We start from the raw sequence: 19384 nt of genomic DNA, 5'->3' as shown, positions 1-19384 counted from the left end.
AACACTTCAGCATCAACTTTCAAGAGAAAATAAAAATCTTACTATATAAAAGCTGAAAGCATTTCGCTGACAGCACATTGCTGACCAATGAAAAAGCAAACCAAAGCAATCCGTACCCAGACCAAAAAGTCGCAGTACCGCGAACATTCCACTCCTTTGTTTCTGACTAGCAGCTTCACTTTTGAAAGTGCCGAACAAGGAAAAGCCCTTTTCGACGAGTCGGAAGAAGGTAACATTTACAGCCGTTTTTCCAATCCCAGCGTCCAGGAGTTTGTGGACAAGGTTTGCGTGCTGGAAGACTGTGAGGATGGCGTTGCCACTGCTACGGGTATGGCGGCAGTATTTGCAAGTATCGCCGGTTTGCTGAAAACCGGAGACCATTTGATTGCCAGCCGCTCGCTTTTTGGCTCGGCTCACCAGATCATCACGCAGATCGTCAGCAAGTGGGGCATTACGCACACTTATCTGGATGCTGATGCAAGTGAAGAAGCGTGGGAAGCAGCCGTGCAGCCAAATACGCGTATGATTTACCTCGAAACACCTTCCAATCCCGGCCTCGACCTGGTAGACCTGGAAATGATCGGGCGTATTTGTAAAAAACATAACCTGATCTTCAACGTCGACAACTGCTTTGCATCCCCTGCACTTCAGAATCCGTCGGACTTTGGTGCAGACCTGATTGTACACTCGGCTACCAAATGGATGGACGGGCAGGGCCGAGTACTCGGCGGAGTAGTTGTAGGCAAAAAACAATATATCAAGGAGCTTCGGTTTTTCTGTCGCCAGACCGGACCGTCTATGTCTCCTTTTAATGCCTGGGTACTGAGTAAAAGTCTGGAAACGCTGAATCTGAGAATGGAGAAGCATGTTTCCAATGCATTAAAGCTTGCAGCAGCCCTGGATCAGCATCCTGATGTCAAGCAGGTAAAGTACCCGTTCCTGGAATCGCATCCGCAATATGAACTGGCCAAAAAACAGATGAGCGGTGGCGGCGCCATCGTGACCATTGAGCTGGAAGGTGGCTTTGAGCGTGTATCCGGATTTATGAGTGCATTGAAAATTGCCTCATTGTCGTCTAACCTGGGAGATACCCGCACCATTGTAACCAACCCGAATACCACGACGCACGCCAAACTGAAACCGGAGGAAAAGCAGCTTCTGGGAATAACGGAAGGTTTGATCCGTATTTCGGTCGGTCTTGAAGATGTTGACGACCTGATCGAAGATTTCACCCAGGCGGTCGAGGTGTCCGTGAAAAGTGATATATTGGAGTAATTTACACTTAAAACAATACATACATATGCACACTGTAACAATTGAAATACCCGACGAATTAAGCAGCAAGGAAATTTCACTTTCCATTGCAAAGCATCTTTACGAGAAGGATCTTGTATCCGCCGAGCAGGCTGCGAAACTGGCTGGTGTTGAGGATAAGGAATACGTTAAAAATGAACTATACAAAGACCGTGCTGAGGCATGGTTGAAGTTTCAGAACAGGACGGCACAGGAAGCATTGCAGGAGCAGGTCAAGAGACAGGGATATACTGGTTTGGATAAAAAGAAGCTTGATGCGCTTATCAAAAAACTGGATGTACAGGAGCCTCTTGAATTACTGCTCTCGCAATTGACTAAATGATATATGTGCTCGACACTAACGTCATTCTGGCCTATTTCAGAAAAAATGCTATTCGCTATGTTATAGAAAGTGTTTTTGATATATATGAATCGGAAGCACAGGTTATTTTACCGGCGATTATTATAGGCGAATTACGGTCCCTGTCCATTCAGAATGGTTGGGGAAAACAAAAAATTACGGATCTGGAAGAATTTGTTACGCCATTTATTCCATTTCCTGAACTAACAGAAGACATCATTGTCCGATACGCTGAGATTGATGCTTTCAGTCAGGGAAGGTTACCGGGTAAGAGACTGGAACTTTCAGCAAGGAATATGGGAAAGAATGATCTGTGGATTGCGGCGATAACAAGTACATTGAATGCCATACTGATCACGACAGACAGGGACTTTGACCATTTGCATAACCATTTCCTGAACGTCGCCCGATTTGATTTGAATTAATACACCATGAACGAAACATTAAATTCACTCAACGCTGCCATTGAAGGCAAAAGCGAGACAGAAGGCCTGGCAATTCTGGCTGACCTGTTTCCCGGAGAAGTGGTATTTTCGACAAGCCTGGGCTATGAAGACCAGGTTATCACCGATTTTATCCTCAAAAACAACCTAAACATCCAGATTTTCACGCTGGATACTGGCCGGCTGTTTGCCGAAACATACATGACTTTGCAGAAGACCAACAACCGGTATGATGCCAAGATCAAGGTTTACTATCCTCAGACAAGTGCCGTAGAAGAACTTGTCAGCACCAAAGGGCCGCTGAGCTTTTACGAATCCATTGAAAACCGCAAGGAATGCTGCTATATCCGCAAGGTAGAGCCGCTGAACCGGGCATTGAGAGGTGCAAAGATCTGGGTTACGGGTATCCGGGCGGAACAGTCGGGCAACCGGCACGATATGCCGCAGCTGGAATGGGACGAAGCGCACCAGCTCGTGAAGTTTCATCCGATCCTCCACTGGTCTTTTGACGAAGTAAAACAATACGTAAAAACCAACGGACTTCCCTACAATCCGCTACATGACAAAGGTTTTGTGAGTATCGGCTGCGCGCCATGCACCAGGGCCATCATGGAGGGAGAAGATTTTCGCGCCGGCAGGTGGTGGTGGGAAGATGAGTCCAAAAAAGAATGCGGTCTGCATGCCAAGTAGCGATTGCTACGGGCCTACCAATGCCCGCTTTTTACAAGATCAATATAATTCGAAGGCCGGATGCCAGGTGCTGACGGCCAACGTCTAATTTTTAAAAATAAGCCCAATATGTCTATTTCAGTTACAGAGGCCTCCGGATTGTTAAATTCCGATGCGCTTCAAAGCCGTAGAACTCCGGATTACCTGGATCAGCTTGAAGCTGAGGCCATTTATATCATGCGGGAGGTTGCAGGGCAGTTTGAGCGCCCGGCGCTTTTGTTTTCAGGAGGAAAAGACTCTATAACCCTCGTCCACCTGGCTCAGAAAGCCTTTGCTCCCGGAAAAATCCCTTTTCCGCTGGTGCACGTGGATACAGGCCACAACTTCGCCGAAGCGATCAGCTACCGCGACAACCTGGCCGAGACAACCGGAGCAAGGTTGATCGTGCGGTTTGTGGAAGACACCATCAAAGCCAAAGGGCTGAAAGAGCAAACAGGTAAAAATGCAAGTCGTAACTGGCTGCAGACTTACACTTTGCTGGACACGATTGAAGAATTTGAGTTTGATGCCTGCATTGGCGGAGCCCGCCGGGATGAAGAAAAAGCACGTGCAAAGGAGCGCATCTTCTCATTCCGCGATGAATTTGGCCAGTGGGATCCGAAACGCCAGCGGCCCGAGCTCTGGAACCTTTTCAACGGACGCATCCAGAAAGGCGAAAACGTGCGCGTTTTCCCGATCTCCAACTGGACCGAACTGGATGTCTGGAATTATCTGAAAAGAGAAAATATCACACTCCCGTCAATCTATTTTGCACATCAGCGCGAAATGATCCTGAGAGACGGAAAGCTTCTTTACAATACCCCGGTCATTGAGAAGGATAGCGAAGACCAGATTGTTACAAGGCAGGTAAGGTTCCGCACGGTGGGTGACATGACGTGTACCGCAGCTGTTGAATCCGATGCTTTTACCCTGGACGAAGTTATTGCTGAGATTGCAGTTTCAAGGATCAGCGAAAGAGGTGAAACCCGCATTGACGACCAGCAGACCGAAGCTGCCATGGAGGATCGGAAAAAGGGAGGGTATTTTTAAGGAGCCCTTCGACTCCGCTCAGGGTGACAAAGGAAGTGCTTCGACTGCGCTCAGCATGACAAGGTGGGTGCTTCGACTGCGCTCAGCATGACCAATGAGGCCGGCTGAGCATGACGAGGCAAAATATTCACTCATTCACTAACTCACTCATTCAAAATTCAATCATTCAGTCATTCAAAATTGCCCCCGTGGACTTACTAAGATTTATAACCGCAGGCTCCGTAGATGATGGTAAAAGTACCCTCATCGGGCGTCTGCTTTTTGACACAAAAAACATACTGGCTGACCAGATGGAAGCCATTGAGCGGGCCAGCAAAACACGCAATGCAGGCGAAATTGACCTCGCACTGCTGACAGATGGATTGCGTTCCGAGCGCGAGCAGGGTATTACCATCGATGTTGCCTACAAATATTTCCAGACTCCCAACAGGAAGTTTATCAGTATTGATGCGCCCGGCCATATCCAGTACACGCGCAACATGGTGACAGGTGCTTCCAATGCCGACCTGGCGATCATTCTCGTGGATGCCCGTCACGGCGTTGTGGAACAAACCCGCCGGCACTCGCTGATCGCTTCCATGCTCGGCATTCCGCACGTGATTGTGGCCATCAATAAAATGGACCTGATCGGGTACTCTGAAGATGCCTTTCTTGAAATTGCGAAAACTTACCAGGACCTGGCAACCAAACTGGCTATCAAAGACCTGACGATCATACCGGTAAGTGCATTGAATGGGGACAATATCGTAGATCGGTCTGAGGGAATGAGCTGGTATACAGGAGAAACATTGCTTTCTGTTTTGGAAAACGTAAATGTGCTCAAAGACCAGAACCTGGAAGACGGGCGTTTTGCGGTACAATACGTGATCCGGCCGCAGACAGACGACCTGCACGATTACCGCGGCTATGCCGGCCGGGTACAGAGCGGCTCATTCAAAAAAGGTGACCTGATCAAGGTACTTCCCTCAGAAAGAGAATCGAAGATTGCCAAAATCGAGTTTGGCGGAAACGAAATAGAGGAGGCGTCTGTTCTGGATTCAGTGACTATTCTTCTTGAAGATAACATTGATATCAGTCGCGGGGATACCATCGTGTCGATCAACAACTCCCCTATCGTAAGCCAGGATATTGAGGCGCTCGTGTGCTGGATGGATGATCGGAAACCATTAAAAGCAGGTAATAAATATATTATCCAGCATGGTACCGCAAGGTCACGTTGTTCAATCCGCGATATTGAGTACCAGATCGATATCAATTCTTACGAGAAGCAAGATGAAGTGGACAGCCTCAAACTGAATGATGTAGCCAGGATTGCCATCCGTACTGCCCAGCCGATCGCTTATGATCCGTATCAGATAAACCGGGCAAATGGTGCGGCTATCCTGATTGATGAAACATCAAACGTGACCGTAGGAGCCTGCATGATCGGGTAAGTGAAAGATCATTGCCGGTAAGGTTGAAGCAAGTTTAATCCGGTACTGGTGTTGTCACACGCAAATTCACAAAGCTGGTTAATGCTGGCGCTTGTTACCAGCAACATTGCAAGTGCCGACCGCATAAGCGCATAGAATCACGAAGTTGTTGGTGACAACAACAGCAAAATATAGAATACCATCATACCATGAGCGAGATAATCATTTCTGACAAAGTATCCGCCGTAGCAAAGCGTGATATCATTGATTTGAATCAAAAAATCAATGCATTTAATACGGGAGAAACGCCGGAAGAAGCTTTTCGTAAGTTCCGCCTGACACGCGGTGTTTACGGTCAGCGCCAGCCGGGTGTGCAGATGATCCGAATTAAGCTGCCCTATGGCCGCATTACTGCCGACCAGCTGGTGCGCATTGCGGATACTTCGGACAAATATGCTACCGGGAACCTGCATGCTACCACCCGCCAGGATATTCAGCTGCATTTTGTAAAGCTTTCCGATTCGCCCCAGCTCTGGGCAGATCTTGAAGATGCCGGTATTACCCTGAAAGAAGCTTGCGGAAATACGATCCGTAACGTAACTGCCTCCTCGGTAGCTGGTATTGATCCGGATGAGCCTTTTGATGTAACTCCGCTTACACATTCCATATTCCAATATTTCCTCCGCAATCCGATTAACCAGGATATGGGACGGAAATTCAAAATTGCGGTTTCTTCCAGTGAGAAAGACTCTGCGCTTGCGTTTATTCATGACGTCGGTCTTATCGCCAAAATGGGCGTAAACGCAGCTGGTGAAGCTGTAAAAGGATATAAAGTGCTGATTGGCGGCGGATTGGGCGCGCAGCCTTTTTCTGCTCAAACTGCATTCGAGTTCCTGGAAGAAAAAGATGTAATTCCTTTTATCGAGGCATTACTGCGTGTTTTTGATCGTTACGGAGAGCGTGTGCGCCGCCACAAGGCACGGATGAAGTTCCTTCTCAACGACCTGGGCCTGGAAGAAATGCTGGCACGGGTGGAAGAACAACGTGTGGCGCTCAAGAACAAAGTGTTTACAATTCCCGAAGACCTGTTTGGTACAGAAAAGGCCGAATCCATTAACTATGCGGCTCGCCCCTCTCTGACCGAAGCAGATATTCTGAAAATTGCAGCTGAAAGCATTGATGCTGACAAGCTCGGTATTTTTACTAAATGGCTGCGTACCAATACTTTTGAACAAAAACAAAAAGGCTGGTATGCGGTACAGCTGCGGGTTTTGCTTGGTGACATGCACTCGTCTACGGCACGCAGCCTCGCTGACGTTGTCCGCAAATATGCTGCCGACGACATCCGGGTTACGGTAAATCAGGGCTATATTCTCCGGTTTGTAAAAGGCGAAGACCTGGTGGCGATCTATCATGAGCTGGCAAAGCTGGGCCTGGCGGCTCCGGGCTTTGATAGTACCATGGATATCACTACCTGCCCCGGAACTGATACGTGCAACCTGGCAATTTCCAGCAGCTATGGCATTACGCGCGTTCTGGAAGATGTAATGCGTGATGAATATCCTGAAATGATTTATAACCAGGATATCAAAATCAAAATCAGTGGTTGTATGAACGGTTGCGGGCAACACAATGCGTGCAACATCGGTTTCCACGGAAGTTCGATCAAAAACGGCAAGCTGGTACTACCTGCTTTGCAGGTATTGCTCGGCGGTGGATTTTCAGGTGACGGCGTCGGTCTGATTGGTGATAAGGTAATCAAAGTTCCTACCAAGCGCGGACCAGAGGCACTCCGGATGTTATTCAATGACTTTGAAGCAAATGCATATGATGGCGAATACTATAACCAGTATTACCTGCGCCAGACTAAGAATTACTTTTTCCAACTACTGAAACCACTGGCAGACCTCACGACCTTGTCGGATGACGACTACCGGGATTGGGACCACGATGAGCTTTTCAAAACTGAGATCGGGGTTGGAGAATGCGCGAGTGTTCTGGTGGACCTGGTAGCTACCACGATCACCGAAGGTCAGGAAAAACTGAACCTTGCCAAAGAAAACTACGAGTCGGGCATTTGGGCCGACGCGATTTACCATGCATATAATGTGCTGATTACCGGTGCAAAAGGCCTTCTGATGACCAAAGATGTGAACCTCAACACACAGTATGGTATCGTGAATGACTTTGAAGCGAACTTTGGTCATGAGTTCAGGTACGAAACACCGGCAGCCTTCGACTTGCCTGAAAAAGCAGAAACACCTTTCAAGGCGCTGGCTTTCAGCATCAATAAATTTGAGCCTACTCAGGAGTTTGCTACGTACTTTATACAAACTGCCGGCAAATTCCTTGACTTTGTTCGCACTACCCGCGAAGCACAGCTTGTGGAAACCGGCGAACCTGCATTGCAGGAGCTAAGCTTTGGAAAAGACAGTTAAATGACTGTCGGCTTTCGGCATCCGGTTGTTGGTTTTATAAAAATCTGACAACCGGATGCCAGAAGCCGGAGTCCTCTCTCCTATGAAACTCACATTGATAGGCGCCGGCCCCGGTGATCCTGACCTCATTACCTTAAAAGGAATCAAGGCACTGCAGAAAGCCCGCGTGGTGCTGTACGACTCTCTCGCACATCCCTCCCTGCTTGAATACTGCCCTGATGATTGCGTGAAGGTGCTTGTCGGAAAAAGATTTGGCAAGACCAGCTGCGGCCAGGATGAAATCAATGCATTGATCGTGACTTTTGCTCAATCCCACGGAGAAGTGGTCCGGCTCAAAGGCGGCGACTCCTTTATTTTCGGACGGGGATATGAGGAACTGATGTATGCAGCCCGGTACGGCATAGCCACAGAGGTGATTCCCGGCATATCCAGCAGCTACGCAGTACCTGCCTACGCCGGCATTCCGCTTACTTCTCGGGGAGTCAGTGAAAGTTTCTGGGTAATTACGGGTACTACCAAGGCACACGAGCTATCCAAGGACCTTTACCTCGCAGCCCAGTCTTCGGCCACGGTAGTGGTACTGATGGGTCTGCATAAGCTAAACGAAATTGTAGCTATGTACTCCGGCCTGGGTAAGCTCGACGAGCCCATTTCCATTATACAAAATGGCACGCTTGAAAACCAGAAAGTGGTAACGGGCAAAATCAGCAACATCGTACCGCTCAGCAAAGTGAGCGAGATGAGCTCACCGGCTATTATGGTGATCGGCAAAGTAGCCGCCCTCCCCGACCTGTCGTACGATCAGGTCATGGATATGATGCAGAAGAATGACAATGTTTCCAATAACTGGTGATCAGAGGAGCTGCAAAAACCAGTGAAGATCGAGGTGCTTGTCGCGGCCCCCGAATTCAAGAAAATAAATGACGCCTGCCAGGATTGCGTAGCTGATAAAAAGCCACTTCTTCTTGATTTCAAACTGTGCGGGATGATGGAAGTAGTCGTATACCATCGCGGCAGAAAAGCCAAACACCATCAGCACAAACGAAAGCAGCCCGCAGTCCGTACGGTAATGATGATACGTATGCAATGCAGGCGCACCCAGTACCAGGTACATCAGCCACGCCCCAAATCCCATCCGGTACAGGTACATCCCCAGGCGACGGTCATTTCTGATATCGAATAATCCTTCCAGCATGGTATCTGCACGATGGTTTGAACGAGTGAATATAAGCAACCGCATGCACAAAAACCAGAAACTGACCAGGATAAGCAATCCCCCACGCGGTGCTGCCCAACTTCCGCGATAACTGAAAGTAACACTTAGTTGCTACCTTTGTGGCCGGCCATTGTCAAAGCCCGTCATTTACAGTAGCATGCAATCATTGATTACCCGGTTATTTCTCAGGCTTCTGAACTCGGTTTCCAGGCTGTCGTGGAAAAACCTGTACTATGCTTCGGACATCTTCCGGTTCTTCGCTTTTGACGTTTTTCAGTACCGTAAAAAGGTCATCCACACCAACCTGAAAAACAGCTTCCCGCTTTCCAGTGAAAAAACGATCCACACGATCGCCCGGAAGTTTTACAGGAATTTTGCGGATATCATCTTCGAAACGATCAAACTCAGGAGCGTTTCCAAAACCGACCTGCTGGGACGCTGCGAGTTGGATCCTGCACTTCTGGACTATTACCATGAGAAAAAACAAAGTGTAGTGGTCGTGGCAGGACATCTGGGAAACTGGGAAATGATCAACCTTTTTGCTGCCGCCAGGATCAGCTACCAGATGGTGATCGTGTACCATGAGCTCGCCAATGAAGTAGCCGAAGCATGGATAAAAGATATCCGCACGAGGTTCGGGACCGAAATGGTGCCGATGCGGGATGCAATTTCACAAGCATTGATACCCCGTAGTGAGCCCATCATTTACATACTGATCAACGACCAGAGCCCCGCGCCGGCGAAAGCATACTGGACCACGTTCCTCAACCAGGATACGGGCGTGTTCCGCGGAGGAGAGCTCATTGCCCGCAAGCTCAACTGCCCGGTGCTGTACATGGGCGTGCAGCGGGACGAGTACAGCCGCGGACGTTACCACATACACCTTAGCCTCGTGACCGACAATCCGCGCGATGTTCCGATGAATGGTATCCTGGAAAAACAGATCAAATTTCTGGAAAAAGACATTACAGATCAGCCTGATAACTGGCTATGGAGCCACCGCCGGTGGAAACATGCGCGCCCCCACAGGCTTTTGCCCTCACAGCAACTTCAAGAACTAAAAAGTGAATAAACCCGCCAAATTCCTGATCCTCCGGTTTTCGTCTATCGGTGACATAATCCTGACCACGCCCGTGGTGCGTTGCCTGAAAAACCAGTATCCGGAAGCAGAAGTGCATTATTGTACCAAAGCAAAATTCGGCTTTTTACTGGCAGACAATCCGTATATCGACAAAGCCTGGCTACTGGAAAACAATACAACTGAGCTGCTGAAATCACTTAAGGCGGAAAAGTTTGACTACATCATTGACTTGCACAATAACATCCGCACGCTTCGCTTCAAGCTTACGCTGGGCGCCAGGGCATTCAGTTTTGACAAGCTGAATGTACAGAAGTGGCTGCTCACCCGGCTCCGGATCAACTACCTGCCCGATGTCCACATTGTGCACAGGTACATGGATACGCTGCGTACTCTCAAAATTACCAATGACGGGCAGGGACTCGATTATTTTATACCCTATAAAGACAATGTAGAACCTGGCTGGTTGCCGGATACCCACCGGCAGGGCTATGTGGCCTATGCAATCGGCGGCCAGCATCATACCAAAAAGTTGCCCGTGGAAAGAATGGTAGAGCTTTGCAGGAAAATCAACTATCCTGTGGTATTGCTCGGTGGGAAGGAAGACTTTGAAAATGGTGAAATTGTAAGGCATTCGCTGGGTGACCGGATGATCTATAATGGGTGCGGAAAGTACAATTTCAACCAGTCAGCTTCGCTGGTTGAGCGGGCGGTTGTTGTGTTTTCTCACGATACCGGACTTATGCACGTAGCAGCCGCATTGAAGAAGAAAGTGTACTCCATCTGGGGAAATACGGTGCCGCAGTTTGGCATGTACCCGTACAAAACTCCGTTCGAGGTGCTGGAAAACAATAATCTGAGCTGCCGGCCATGCTCCAAGATAGGCTATGATAAATGTCCGCTGCAGCATTTCAAATGTATGAACGAGCTTCCTTTCAACTTCACGATTAAAGAACTACCCGGCAACAATTAGTGTTCAAAAGCCGGATACTTCCCCTTTTTCACAAACAACTATGACTAAAAAAGTAAACATAGGTATCGTACAAATGAGCTGTACGGCTGATGTTGAAGCCAATTTTCAGAAAGCTATTGCCAAAATCCGCGAGGCCGCCGCGCAGGGAGCCCAGATCGTCTGCCTGCAGGAATTGTTTAAATCATTGTATTTCTGTGACGTAGAGGATCATAGCAATTTTGCATTGGCCGAAGCCATTCCTGGTCCGTCCACCGAAGCACTGAGCAGCCTGGCCCGTGAGCTGGGTGTGGTGATCATCGCATCCCTGTTCGAAAAACGTGCACACGGCCTCTACCATAATACAACTGCAGTGCTGGACGCAGACGGTACTTACCTGGGCAAATACCGCAAAATGCACATTCCGGATGACCCCGGCTATTACGAAAAATTTTACTTCACCCCGGGCGATGCGCCTGCGAGCCAGGCTGACAGCGACGGGTACAGGATATTTAATACCCGGTTTGCAAAAATCGGCGTGCTGATCTGCTGGGACCAGTGGTACCCTGAGGCAGCACGTATCACAAGCCTGATGGGTGCCGAGATCCTGTTTTATCCGACTGCAATCGGATGGGATACCAACGAAACCGATCCGCAGATCAACGAAGAGCAATATGGCGCATGGCAGACCATCCAGCGCGGACACGCCGTAGCCAATGGTGTGTATGTTGTAGCGGTCAACCGCGTCGGGCGTGAAGCGGATCAGCAATTCTGGGGCGGCTCGTTTATCGCCAACCCGCATGGAAGATTGCTGTACCTTGCCCCGCATGAAGAAGAGGTGACCCACGTTCAGGAACTTGACCTTCAGAAACTGGATGTATACCGTACCACCTGGCCCTTCCTGCGCGACCGGCGCATTGATTCTTACCAGCCGATCTTGAAGCGTTTTATTGATCAACCAGAATAATATTATATAATATTTTCCAGAACAAACAAAAAGGAGCTCCGGTCAGGATGCTCCTTTTTGTTTGTAAAAACCTGCATAAAAACTAGCACTGATGATGTAACCGTGTGTTACAGGTATTTCTATCCATCAGACAACCTAAGTAGTTGTCAGAAAGGAGGTTGATAATATGATTCATTCGGCCGACTGCTCGAAATACGTTTGATTTATTCTAAGAGTAAAATAAATTATATTTTTAATGAAATAAATACTACTTGTTCCATAATACCTCCAAATGACCAATTATTATTGCAAATAAATTTACTTTTTAAATTTATTCTCTTGCATATTTTATCATTGTCAGTATATTTGAGAAGTCGTTAAACGAATGACAAGACTTCCAAAAGCAGGATATATTCGAGCCGCACATGAATATATCCGACGCAGCTGAGGAGTACAGACGCCAGTCTGAGAGGGCCTTTGTTCCGGTCTTCAGCTACGTTCTGCCTCAGCTAAAATATAATTTTTTCAATACCGGTTATTTAAGTCGTGGACAAGCAGTTTTGTTGCGCAAGGCATTTTGCTTGCCACAAGCTACCTCTGTTTGTCCTCGGTTAACGAGGGTATTGCTTTCCGGAAAAGCAGATTAAGCAAGCTTATGGCTGTGTTGTTCTGTCCACGCGAAAGTGTGTGCGGCGCACGGCAACGTGGACACCGCACAGCCATAACTTTTCTTCCCAATCTCACCAACCACCTAACTCCTATTCCACATGCGTAAAGTTTTACTCCTGTTTTTATGGGCATGTTTGTTTTCTCCGCTTGTGTTTGGTCAGTCGCGGCAGGTCAGCGGAAAAATAACGGCTTCTGACGACGATCTGGGCCTTGCAGGGGCTTCTGTCATTTTTAAGGGTACCAATATCGGCACCAATGCCGATGCCGATGGTAAGTTCAGCTTCTCTGTTCCAGGCGACGGCGTTCTTGTCATTTCATACGTAGGCTTTCTCATCAAGGAACTTCCCCTTGGCAATCAGACAAACTTTGACATTAAACTTGAAGCCGATACGCGGCAGCTGGCCGAAGTGGTGGTAACCGCATTTGGTATCGAGCGCCAGCGCAAGGCATTGGGGTATACGGTGCAGGAAGTAAAAGGGAGTGCATTGACCGAGTCACGCTCAACCAATGTGGCGAATGCACTTTCAGGAAAAATCGCCGGGGTGCGGGTACAGTCCAATGGCGGGCCGGGCAGCGGCTCTACTATCCAGATCCGCGGCTCCTCGTCTGTTTCCGGCAATAACCAGCCCCTGATTGTTATCGACGGGGTTCCAATGGAACAAACAGCAAGCAAAACGTACGGTGGCGGTATTTCCGAGGTCAATCCCGACAACATCAAAGAAATGTCGGTGCTGAAAGGTCCCAATGCCGCAGCCCTTTACGGCTCCCGTGCGGCAAACGGAGTAATCATTATCACAACCAAAAACGGCCAGGGAACCAAAGGACTTGGGGTGGACATCAATTCGAATGTTACCTTCGAACGTCCCTGGATCAAGCCCGACTTTCAGAATACCTATGGGGGTGGCAATGGTTACCGTACCTGGTACAATGATGGCTGGAGCGGCAGCATCAGCGATCCGGCCGAAATCGCGCAGTACCGGGCAGTGTATGATACGCGCTACCCGCTGGCCGGCTCGGAAGGTACCGACGAAAGCTGGGGAGCGCCCATGGACGGCCGTCTGGTGCGGCAGTGGTGGACCGGTGATGACGTAGCTCCGCTGACACCACAACCCAACAACTGGAATGAGTACTGGGCAACAGGCCGCACGATCACCAACAGTGTGGCACTTTCAGGAGGAAATGACAAAGGTTTTTTCCGGCTTGGTCTCAGCCGGCTGGACCAGAAAGGGATCATGTATTACAATGATTTTCACAGAAACAACTTCCGCATCAACTCGGGATATAACCTCACCAAGAATCTCAGCATCACTTTATCCGGCGAATACATCAAGTCGGGCTCAGACAATAAAAGCTACAGTGGCGGACAGGAATTCATCTGGTCACACCGGCATGTATCCTGGGACCAGCTGCGCGACTATGAAAGCTATGCAGATGTGCATAACCAGCGTGGCAATGATACCGACCCGCCCAACTGGCAGCATACGTTCTTTACAAACCCCTATTTCTCACAAAAGAAACTGCCGTCCGGGAATGAAAAGGACCGGGTACTGGGCAACATTGCACTGAACTACAAAATCCTGCCGTCTCTCAGCGTAATGCTCCGGAGCGGTACTGACTACTGGTCTGATACGCGCATTAACGTATCGAACTTCAACCGCGTGCGGAATGGCGTACGTACGCCGGGAAGGTTCTCCGAGGAAGTACTCCGCAGCCAGGAAACCAATTCGGATTTCATTTTTACGTACAACAAGGACATCAGCAAAGACTTTGGTCTGAACGTGCAGTTTGGAGGTATTCAACGTACCAATTATTACAAAAGAAATTACTTCTATGTAGGCGAGATGGTGGTGGACGGGCTGTACAATGCAGGCAACTCGGTACCCAGCCAGAACAAGATTGAAAGTGAGATCCGCAAGTCCGAAACCCAGAGCTTGTTCGGAACTGCCAACTTCTCCTGGCGAAACTCGGTATTCCTCGACCTGACGGCACGCAATGACTGGTCGAGCACGCTTCCCAGCAATGCACGCTCGTACTTTTATCCCTCGGCGTCGCTGAGCACGGTCTTCACCGAACTCATGGACCTGAAAAGCGATGTACTTTCATTTGGTAAAGTGCGTGTAAGTTATGCCCTGGTAGGAAATGATGCCACGCCCTACCAGCTCGCGCAAACTTTCCTGGCCGGCGATCCATGGAACGGTTCAATACCAAAATTCACAGAAAACACGCAGATCGCCAACTCCACCCTCAAACCTGAAATTACCACAGGCTTTGAAGCCGGCGCCGATCTGCGGTTTTGGAAAGGCAAGCTCGGGCTCGACATCACTTACTACGATCAAACGACCCGCGACCAGATCCTGGGCGTCGAGATCTCGAAGGCATCGGGCTATAACACGCGGATCCTGAATGCCGGAAAACTGACCAACAAGGGCATTGAGATAACCCTTACGGGATCACCTGTAAAACTGTCCAATGGTTTCAGCTGGGATGTATCGCTGAACTATGCCCGCAACCGTAACAAGGTTGTTGAGCTCGCAGAAGGACTCACGACCTACACCCTGGCAACCCAGCGCGGTATGTCCTCGGAAGCGCGGGTGGGTCAGCCTTACGGCACATTTTACGGAGTAGGATTCCAGAAAGCCCCGGACGGCCAGGTTGTATACGGTGCCAATGGTCTTCCGCTAACCGCAGCCAACCAGCGCCTGGGCAATATTCAGCCTGACTGGATCGGCGGCATGGTGAATACCTTCAACTTCAAGGGTTTTTCACTGAGCGCCCTGGTGGATGTGCGTGTAGGCGGTGATATATATGATGAAGGTACCGGTACTGCGCGCTGGACAGGCCAATATGCCGAAACCGCGCTGGGACGTGAAGAAGGGGTAATTGGTCGGGGCGTGCGCGAGGTAACTGCCGCAGACGGCAACAAATCCTACGTACCGAATGACATTATCGTTACTGCCAACCAGCTTTACGGGTACAGTAACCCACGGAATTACCATGAGTCGGCCATTTTTGATGCGAGTTATGTCAAACTGAGAGAGTTGTCACTTGGGTACAGCGTGTCGCCTGCTTTCCTGAAAAGGATCAAGGTACAATCTGCCAAGATATCGCTGGTAGGCCGGAACGTGTGGATGATCTTCAAAAACACCCCCCACATTGATCCCGAGATCGATGCCAAAGGCGGCAACCAGCAAGGCTTCGGCTACGGCGAGCTGCCCAGCTCGCGCAGTATGGGTATGAACCTGTCGCTATCATTCTGATCCAAGGGAATAACACTACCAACAAGTCATTTTTCCGATGAAAAACATATTCAGACATAAAAGCATACTGAGCGCCGTACTGGCAGGAACGCTGGCGGCGGGCAGCTGTACCGGGGATTTTGACAAAATGAATGTCAGCCCCAACAGTCCTACTTCCATTGGCCCCCAGTACCTGCTGCCCACTGGCATAGAAACATCCATCGACCGCTACTGGGGCCACCGGGAACGTTTTGAAAGGATTAATATCGATGCGGCCGAGCTCTATGTACAACATCTTACCCGCAACATTTACAGCAATGAAGGCGACGATTACACTGTGTCTCCCGCTCTGCTATCAAACAACTGGCGTGGCTTTTACAATGAGGGGCTCCTAAACTTCCAGCGCATTATTGTGCAAACCAGGGAAGGCTCGGAGAATCCCAATGCCAACTACGAAGGCATTGCGCTGGTCATGAGGACCTGGGTATTTTCGCTGCTCACGGACATGTACGGCTCAATCCCCTACTCGGATGCGATCCGGGGCACGGCCGACCAGCCCAATTACACGCCCAAATACGACTCCATGGAGGATATTTATGCAGGTATGCTCGCCGACCTGAAAACGGCCAATGAAAAGCTGACGGTAGGCGGGCCGATGGTTGCAGGTGATATCCTGTATTCGGGAGATATTCTGAAATGGAAAAAATTTGCAAACTCGCTGCGGCTGCGGCTCGCCAACCGCCAGGCAGCCAAAAAACCGGCAGAGTCGAAAGCGATTATGACCGAGATCCTTTCTGATGCATCGAAATTCCCGGTTTTTACGAGTAATGCAGACAATGCCTCATTGAAATGCACCACGGTACTGCCGAGCAATAACGAATGGAACCAGATCCTGATCCAGGGCGGGCGTACGGACTGGAACATTAGTAAAACACTGGCCGACCGCATGAATGAGCTGGGAGATACGCGCATTACGGTTTATGCCAATGCAAATAAGGATGGCCTGTACCAGGGTCACCCCAACGGACTACCCGACGCTATTGCAACCAGTTACCTCGCCACCAGTTCCACCATCGGGGATGCATTCACCAAAGCTGATGCACCCGAGGTGATCATGACCTTTGCAGACCTGAATTTTATCCTGGCCGAAGCTGCGCTGGATGGTGATATCACGGGTGATGCCAAGCAGTATTTTGAAAAAGGAATTACGGCTTCTTTCGGTCAGTACGGATTAACTGTACCTGCCGGCTACCTGGCAAAGGTTGGGGCTGTGACCCGGGAGAAAGTACTTGAACAAAAATGGATTTCCCTGTACGGACAGGGTGTGGAAGCCTGGATTGAGTGGCGGCGCACGGGACTGCCTGTTTTTCCGTCGCATGATCCGCGTGCGGTATTGCAAAACGGCGGCATACTTCCTACCCGTTTCAATTATCCTTCTTCCGAGTATTCTCTCAACAAAGGATCGGTAGACGCCGGTACCAGCCTCAACGGCGGTCCCGACGACATGAAGACCAAGCTCTGGTGGGCAGAAAAGTAAGCCCGTGTTCAAAGACAATCAGCATTTCTATCTTTTTACAAGACATTATGAAAAACCTGAGATCATACCTGGCTGCTGCGGCAATACTTGCAGGATTCACAATGGGGACCTCATCCTGCAAAGAAGAAGATCCGTTTCTGGACCGGGACGTAGCCCCGCTACTTGTGGATATCGTGGGTGCACCTTTTGGCTCTCCCATTGCCAGCACGCCCTCCGTAGCCTATGACAGCTCCATGCAGCAACTCACGCTTACTTCGCGCCTCTATGAGCTGGACAAGACGAACATACTGGACCATACCAAAGGCATTGACTCGATTCCTGTCGCGAATGTTCCCATCAAAATTGCATTCAACCTGACCAAAAGCGTCAAAGCTGAAACGATCAGGTTCAATGGGGTAACGTACAACTTTACGCCCGAAACTTTTAAAACAAGCGGGCAGCTCGGCGAGGTAAGCTCCGACAATGATGGTACCGTGACGATCAGGACGACGTATGCAGCACTCGGCCTGACCGGCAACCGTATCCAGCGCAAGGACGACATTGTCAAAATCACCTGGACAGGCACGCACAAAGGCATTGCTTTCACCCGGACCTCGCAAATGTCTGTGACCAAAAATTAGTAAATTAGAGTACTTCTTATCCATCATCACATATCCGCTAAACAGCTTTACAATGAACCAGAAAATTGACCGCCGCAATCTCCTGAAATCGGGTTTAATGGCCATCGGAGGAATGACGCTGGCGCCGCACCTGAGTATGGGCGCATTTACCAATGCTCCCCTGCTCCTGGATCCAGAGCGTAGAATTTACCGCAGCCCCATGGTACGGGAACATTTCCTGCCGTCGGATTTCAAAGCGCCCAAGATTGTGGCACGCCTGAGCTCGAACGAAAATCCCTACGGCCCGCCTATGTCCGCCCAGAAAGCGGTAGCGGACTCTGTTAAAAACGGCAACCGGTATGCCTGGAAAGAAATGTATGACCTGATCGACAAGATCGCGAAGAAGGAAGGTGTACCGGCCGACCACATTATGATGGGCCCCGGCTCATCTGACCTGCTTGAAAAGGTGGCTTTGGTGCTTTTCATGAATGGCGGAAATGTGGTATCGGCCGATCCTTGCTACATGTCGCTGATCCAGGTAGCTAAATCGGTAGGTGCCACATGGAAAGCGGTGCCTTGTACGGCAGACTGGTCGCACGACCTCAAAGCCATGGAAGCTGCCGTGGATAAGGATACGAAGCTGGTATATGTATGTAATCCCAACAATCCGACGGGGGCTATCACCAAAGGTTCCGACCTGCTCGACTTCTGCTCACGGGTATCCGAGAAAGTACCTGTATTTGTAGACGAAGCCTATATTGAGCTCGCCGTAGGTGCTGACACCCAAAGCATGGTGTCGCTGCTTACGCAGAAGAAAAACGTAATCGTGGCCCGCACATTCTCAAAAATCATGGGCATGGCAGGAATCCGCGTGGGCTATATGGCAGCCCAGCCCGCATTCCTGGAACGGATCAACAAGATCACACGCGGCGGAATGGGCATTTCGTATACATCCATTTTCGCAGCGTCTGCCAGTCTGGATGACCAGGAGTTTCAGGGTAGTACCCGCAAACTTAATCACGAAGCCAAGCAGTACCTGTACGAAAACCTGGATAAAATGGGATACAAGTACATTCCATCCTACACCAACTTCGTACTCTTTCCGGTGAGTATGCCCGGCAAGGAGCTCCTTACAAAAATGACGGCCAAAGGCATCTCAATCCGCTCCTTTGACATCCAGAACAAACCCTGGTGCCGCGTCAGCATCGGTACAATGGATGAAATGAAAGCATTTGTAGGAGCGCTGGGGCAGTTGAGTTAGGGAGAGTTTTTGGTCATTTGTTGTCATTTGTAGTCAGGTGTAGTCAGGTATGGTCAGGTGTTGTCAGGTGTGGCGATTCTTTGTTATTGAATGCCATTGCTAATGATGGTTTGAATATTGACAGGCGATTTTAAAAACGACACCTGACAACTCCTGACAACAAATGACAACAAATGACCACTCCTGAC

The 19384-nt window shown here is 49.5% G+C and carries 16 protein-coding genes; 15 read left to right on the top strand and 1 reads right to left on the bottom strand.

Annotation, left to right across the window (positions count from 1 at the left end; genetic code table 11):
• The first annotated feature begins 87 nt into the window (after positions 1–87).
• The 8 genes from HWI92_RS24515 (at position 88) to cobA (ending at position 8558) form a co-directional block, all read left to right on the top strand.
• The gene (locus HWI92_RS24515) at positions 88–1275 is read left to right on the top strand and encodes a trans-sulfuration enzyme family protein (protein WP_204660037.1); all 1188 of its coding nucleotides are present in this window, start codon (positions 88–90) and stop codon (positions 1273–1275) included.
• Between the two features lie 25 nt (positions 1276–1300).
• The gene (locus HWI92_RS24510; protein ID WP_204660036.1) at positions 1301–1636 is read left to right on the top strand and encodes a hypothetical protein; all 336 of its coding nucleotides are present in this window, start codon (positions 1301–1303) and stop codon (positions 1634–1636) included.
• Complete coding sequence (locus HWI92_RS24505) at positions 1633–2079, top strand: type II toxin-antitoxin system VapC family toxin (RefSeq protein ID WP_204660035.1); 447 nt, start codon at positions 1633–1635, stop codon at positions 2077–2079. Before HWI92_RS24510 ends, HWI92_RS24505 begins: the two co-directional genes overlap by 4 nt.
• A 6-nt stretch (positions 2080–2085) precedes the next feature.
• A complete protein-coding gene (locus HWI92_RS24500) occupies positions 2086–2787 on the top strand; it encodes a phosphoadenylyl-sulfate reductase (protein ID WP_204660034.1) in 702 nt (233 codons plus the stop codon).
• 108 nt (positions 2788–2895) lie between these two features.
• Positions 2896–3855: a sulfate adenylyltransferase subunit CysD gene (gene cysD, locus HWI92_RS24495; protein WP_204660033.1), complete on the top strand. Its 960-nt coding sequence runs from the start codon at positions 2896–2898 to the stop codon at positions 3853–3855.
• Between the two features lie 188 nt (positions 3856–4043).
• Positions 4044–5288: a sulfate adenylyltransferase subunit 1 gene (locus HWI92_RS24490; protein ID WP_204660032.1), complete on the top strand. Its 1245-nt coding sequence runs from the start codon at positions 4044–4046 to the stop codon at positions 5286–5288.
• A 188-nt stretch (positions 5289–5476) separates the two neighbouring features.
• Complete coding sequence (locus HWI92_RS24485) at positions 5477–7705, top strand: ferredoxin-like domain-containing protein (RefSeq protein ID WP_204660031.1); 2229 nt, start codon at positions 5477–5479, stop codon at positions 7703–7705.
• Between the two features lie 82 nt (positions 7706–7787).
• Positions 7788–8558, top strand: coding sequence for a uroporphyrinogen-III C-methyltransferase (gene cobA / locus HWI92_RS24480; RefSeq protein WP_204664850.1), 771 nt, complete (start codon positions 7788–7790; stop codon positions 8556–8558).
• On the opposite strand, the gene HWI92_RS24475 is transcribed toward cobA, so the two are convergent.
• Positions 8559–8900 carry a hypothetical protein gene (locus HWI92_RS24475; protein WP_204660030.1) on the bottom strand — a complete coding sequence of 114 codons (342 nt, stop codon included), beginning with the start codon at positions 8898–8900 and terminating at the stop codon, positions 8559–8561.
• Positions 8901–9078: 178 nt separating this feature from the next.
• Here HWI92_RS24475 and HWI92_RS24470 point away from each other — a divergent pair, with 178 nt between their 5' ends.
• The 7 genes from HWI92_RS24470 (at position 9079) to HWI92_RS24440 (ending at position 19196) form a co-directional block, all read left to right on the top strand.
• Positions 9079–9993 carry a lysophospholipid acyltransferase family protein gene (locus HWI92_RS24470; protein ID WP_204660029.1) on the top strand — a complete coding sequence of 305 codons (915 nt, stop codon included), beginning with the start codon at positions 9079–9081 and terminating at the stop codon, positions 9991–9993.
• On the top strand, positions 9986–10972 hold the full coding sequence (locus HWI92_RS24465; RefSeq protein ID WP_204660028.1) for a glycosyltransferase family 9 protein: 987 nt from the start codon (positions 9986–9988) through the stop codon (positions 10970–10972). Before HWI92_RS24470 ends, HWI92_RS24465 begins: the two co-directional genes overlap by 8 nt.
• A gap of 40 nt (positions 10973–11012) precedes the next feature.
• The gene (locus HWI92_RS24460) at positions 11013–11915 is read left to right on the top strand and encodes a carbon-nitrogen hydrolase (protein WP_204660027.1); all 903 of its coding nucleotides are present in this window, start codon (positions 11013–11015) and stop codon (positions 11913–11915) included.
• Positions 11916–12661: 746 nt separating this feature from the next.
• Positions 12662–15820: a SusC/RagA family TonB-linked outer membrane protein gene (locus HWI92_RS24455; protein WP_204660026.1), complete on the top strand. Its 3159-nt coding sequence runs from the start codon at positions 12662–12664 to the stop codon at positions 15818–15820.
• A gap of 37 nt (positions 15821–15857) precedes the next feature.
• The gene (locus tag HWI92_RS24450) at positions 15858–17336 is read left to right on the top strand and encodes a SusD/RagB family nutrient-binding outer membrane lipoprotein (RefSeq protein ID WP_204660025.1); all 1479 of its coding nucleotides are present in this window, start codon (positions 15858–15860) and stop codon (positions 17334–17336) included.
• A gap of 47 nt (positions 17337–17383) precedes the next feature.
• Positions 17384–17956: a hypothetical protein gene (locus HWI92_RS24445; RefSeq protein ID WP_204660024.1), complete on the top strand. Its 573-nt coding sequence runs from the start codon at positions 17384–17386 to the stop codon at positions 17954–17956.
• Positions 17957–18008: 52 nt separating this feature from the next.
• On the top strand, positions 18009–19196 hold the full coding sequence (locus HWI92_RS24440) for a pyridoxal phosphate-dependent aminotransferase (RefSeq protein WP_204660023.1): 1188 nt from the start codon (positions 18009–18011) through the stop codon (positions 19194–19196).
• Positions 19197–19384: the final 188 nt, after the last annotated feature.

This window comes from Dyadobacter sandarakinus, from assembly GCF_016894445.1.
Taxonomy (GTDB): domain Bacteria; phylum Bacteroidota; class Bacteroidia; order Cytophagales; family Spirosomataceae; genus Dyadobacter; species Dyadobacter sandarakinus.
The sequence above is the reverse complement of the archived record's forward strand: the minus strand, read 5'-3'. Positions and strand labels throughout refer to the sequence as shown.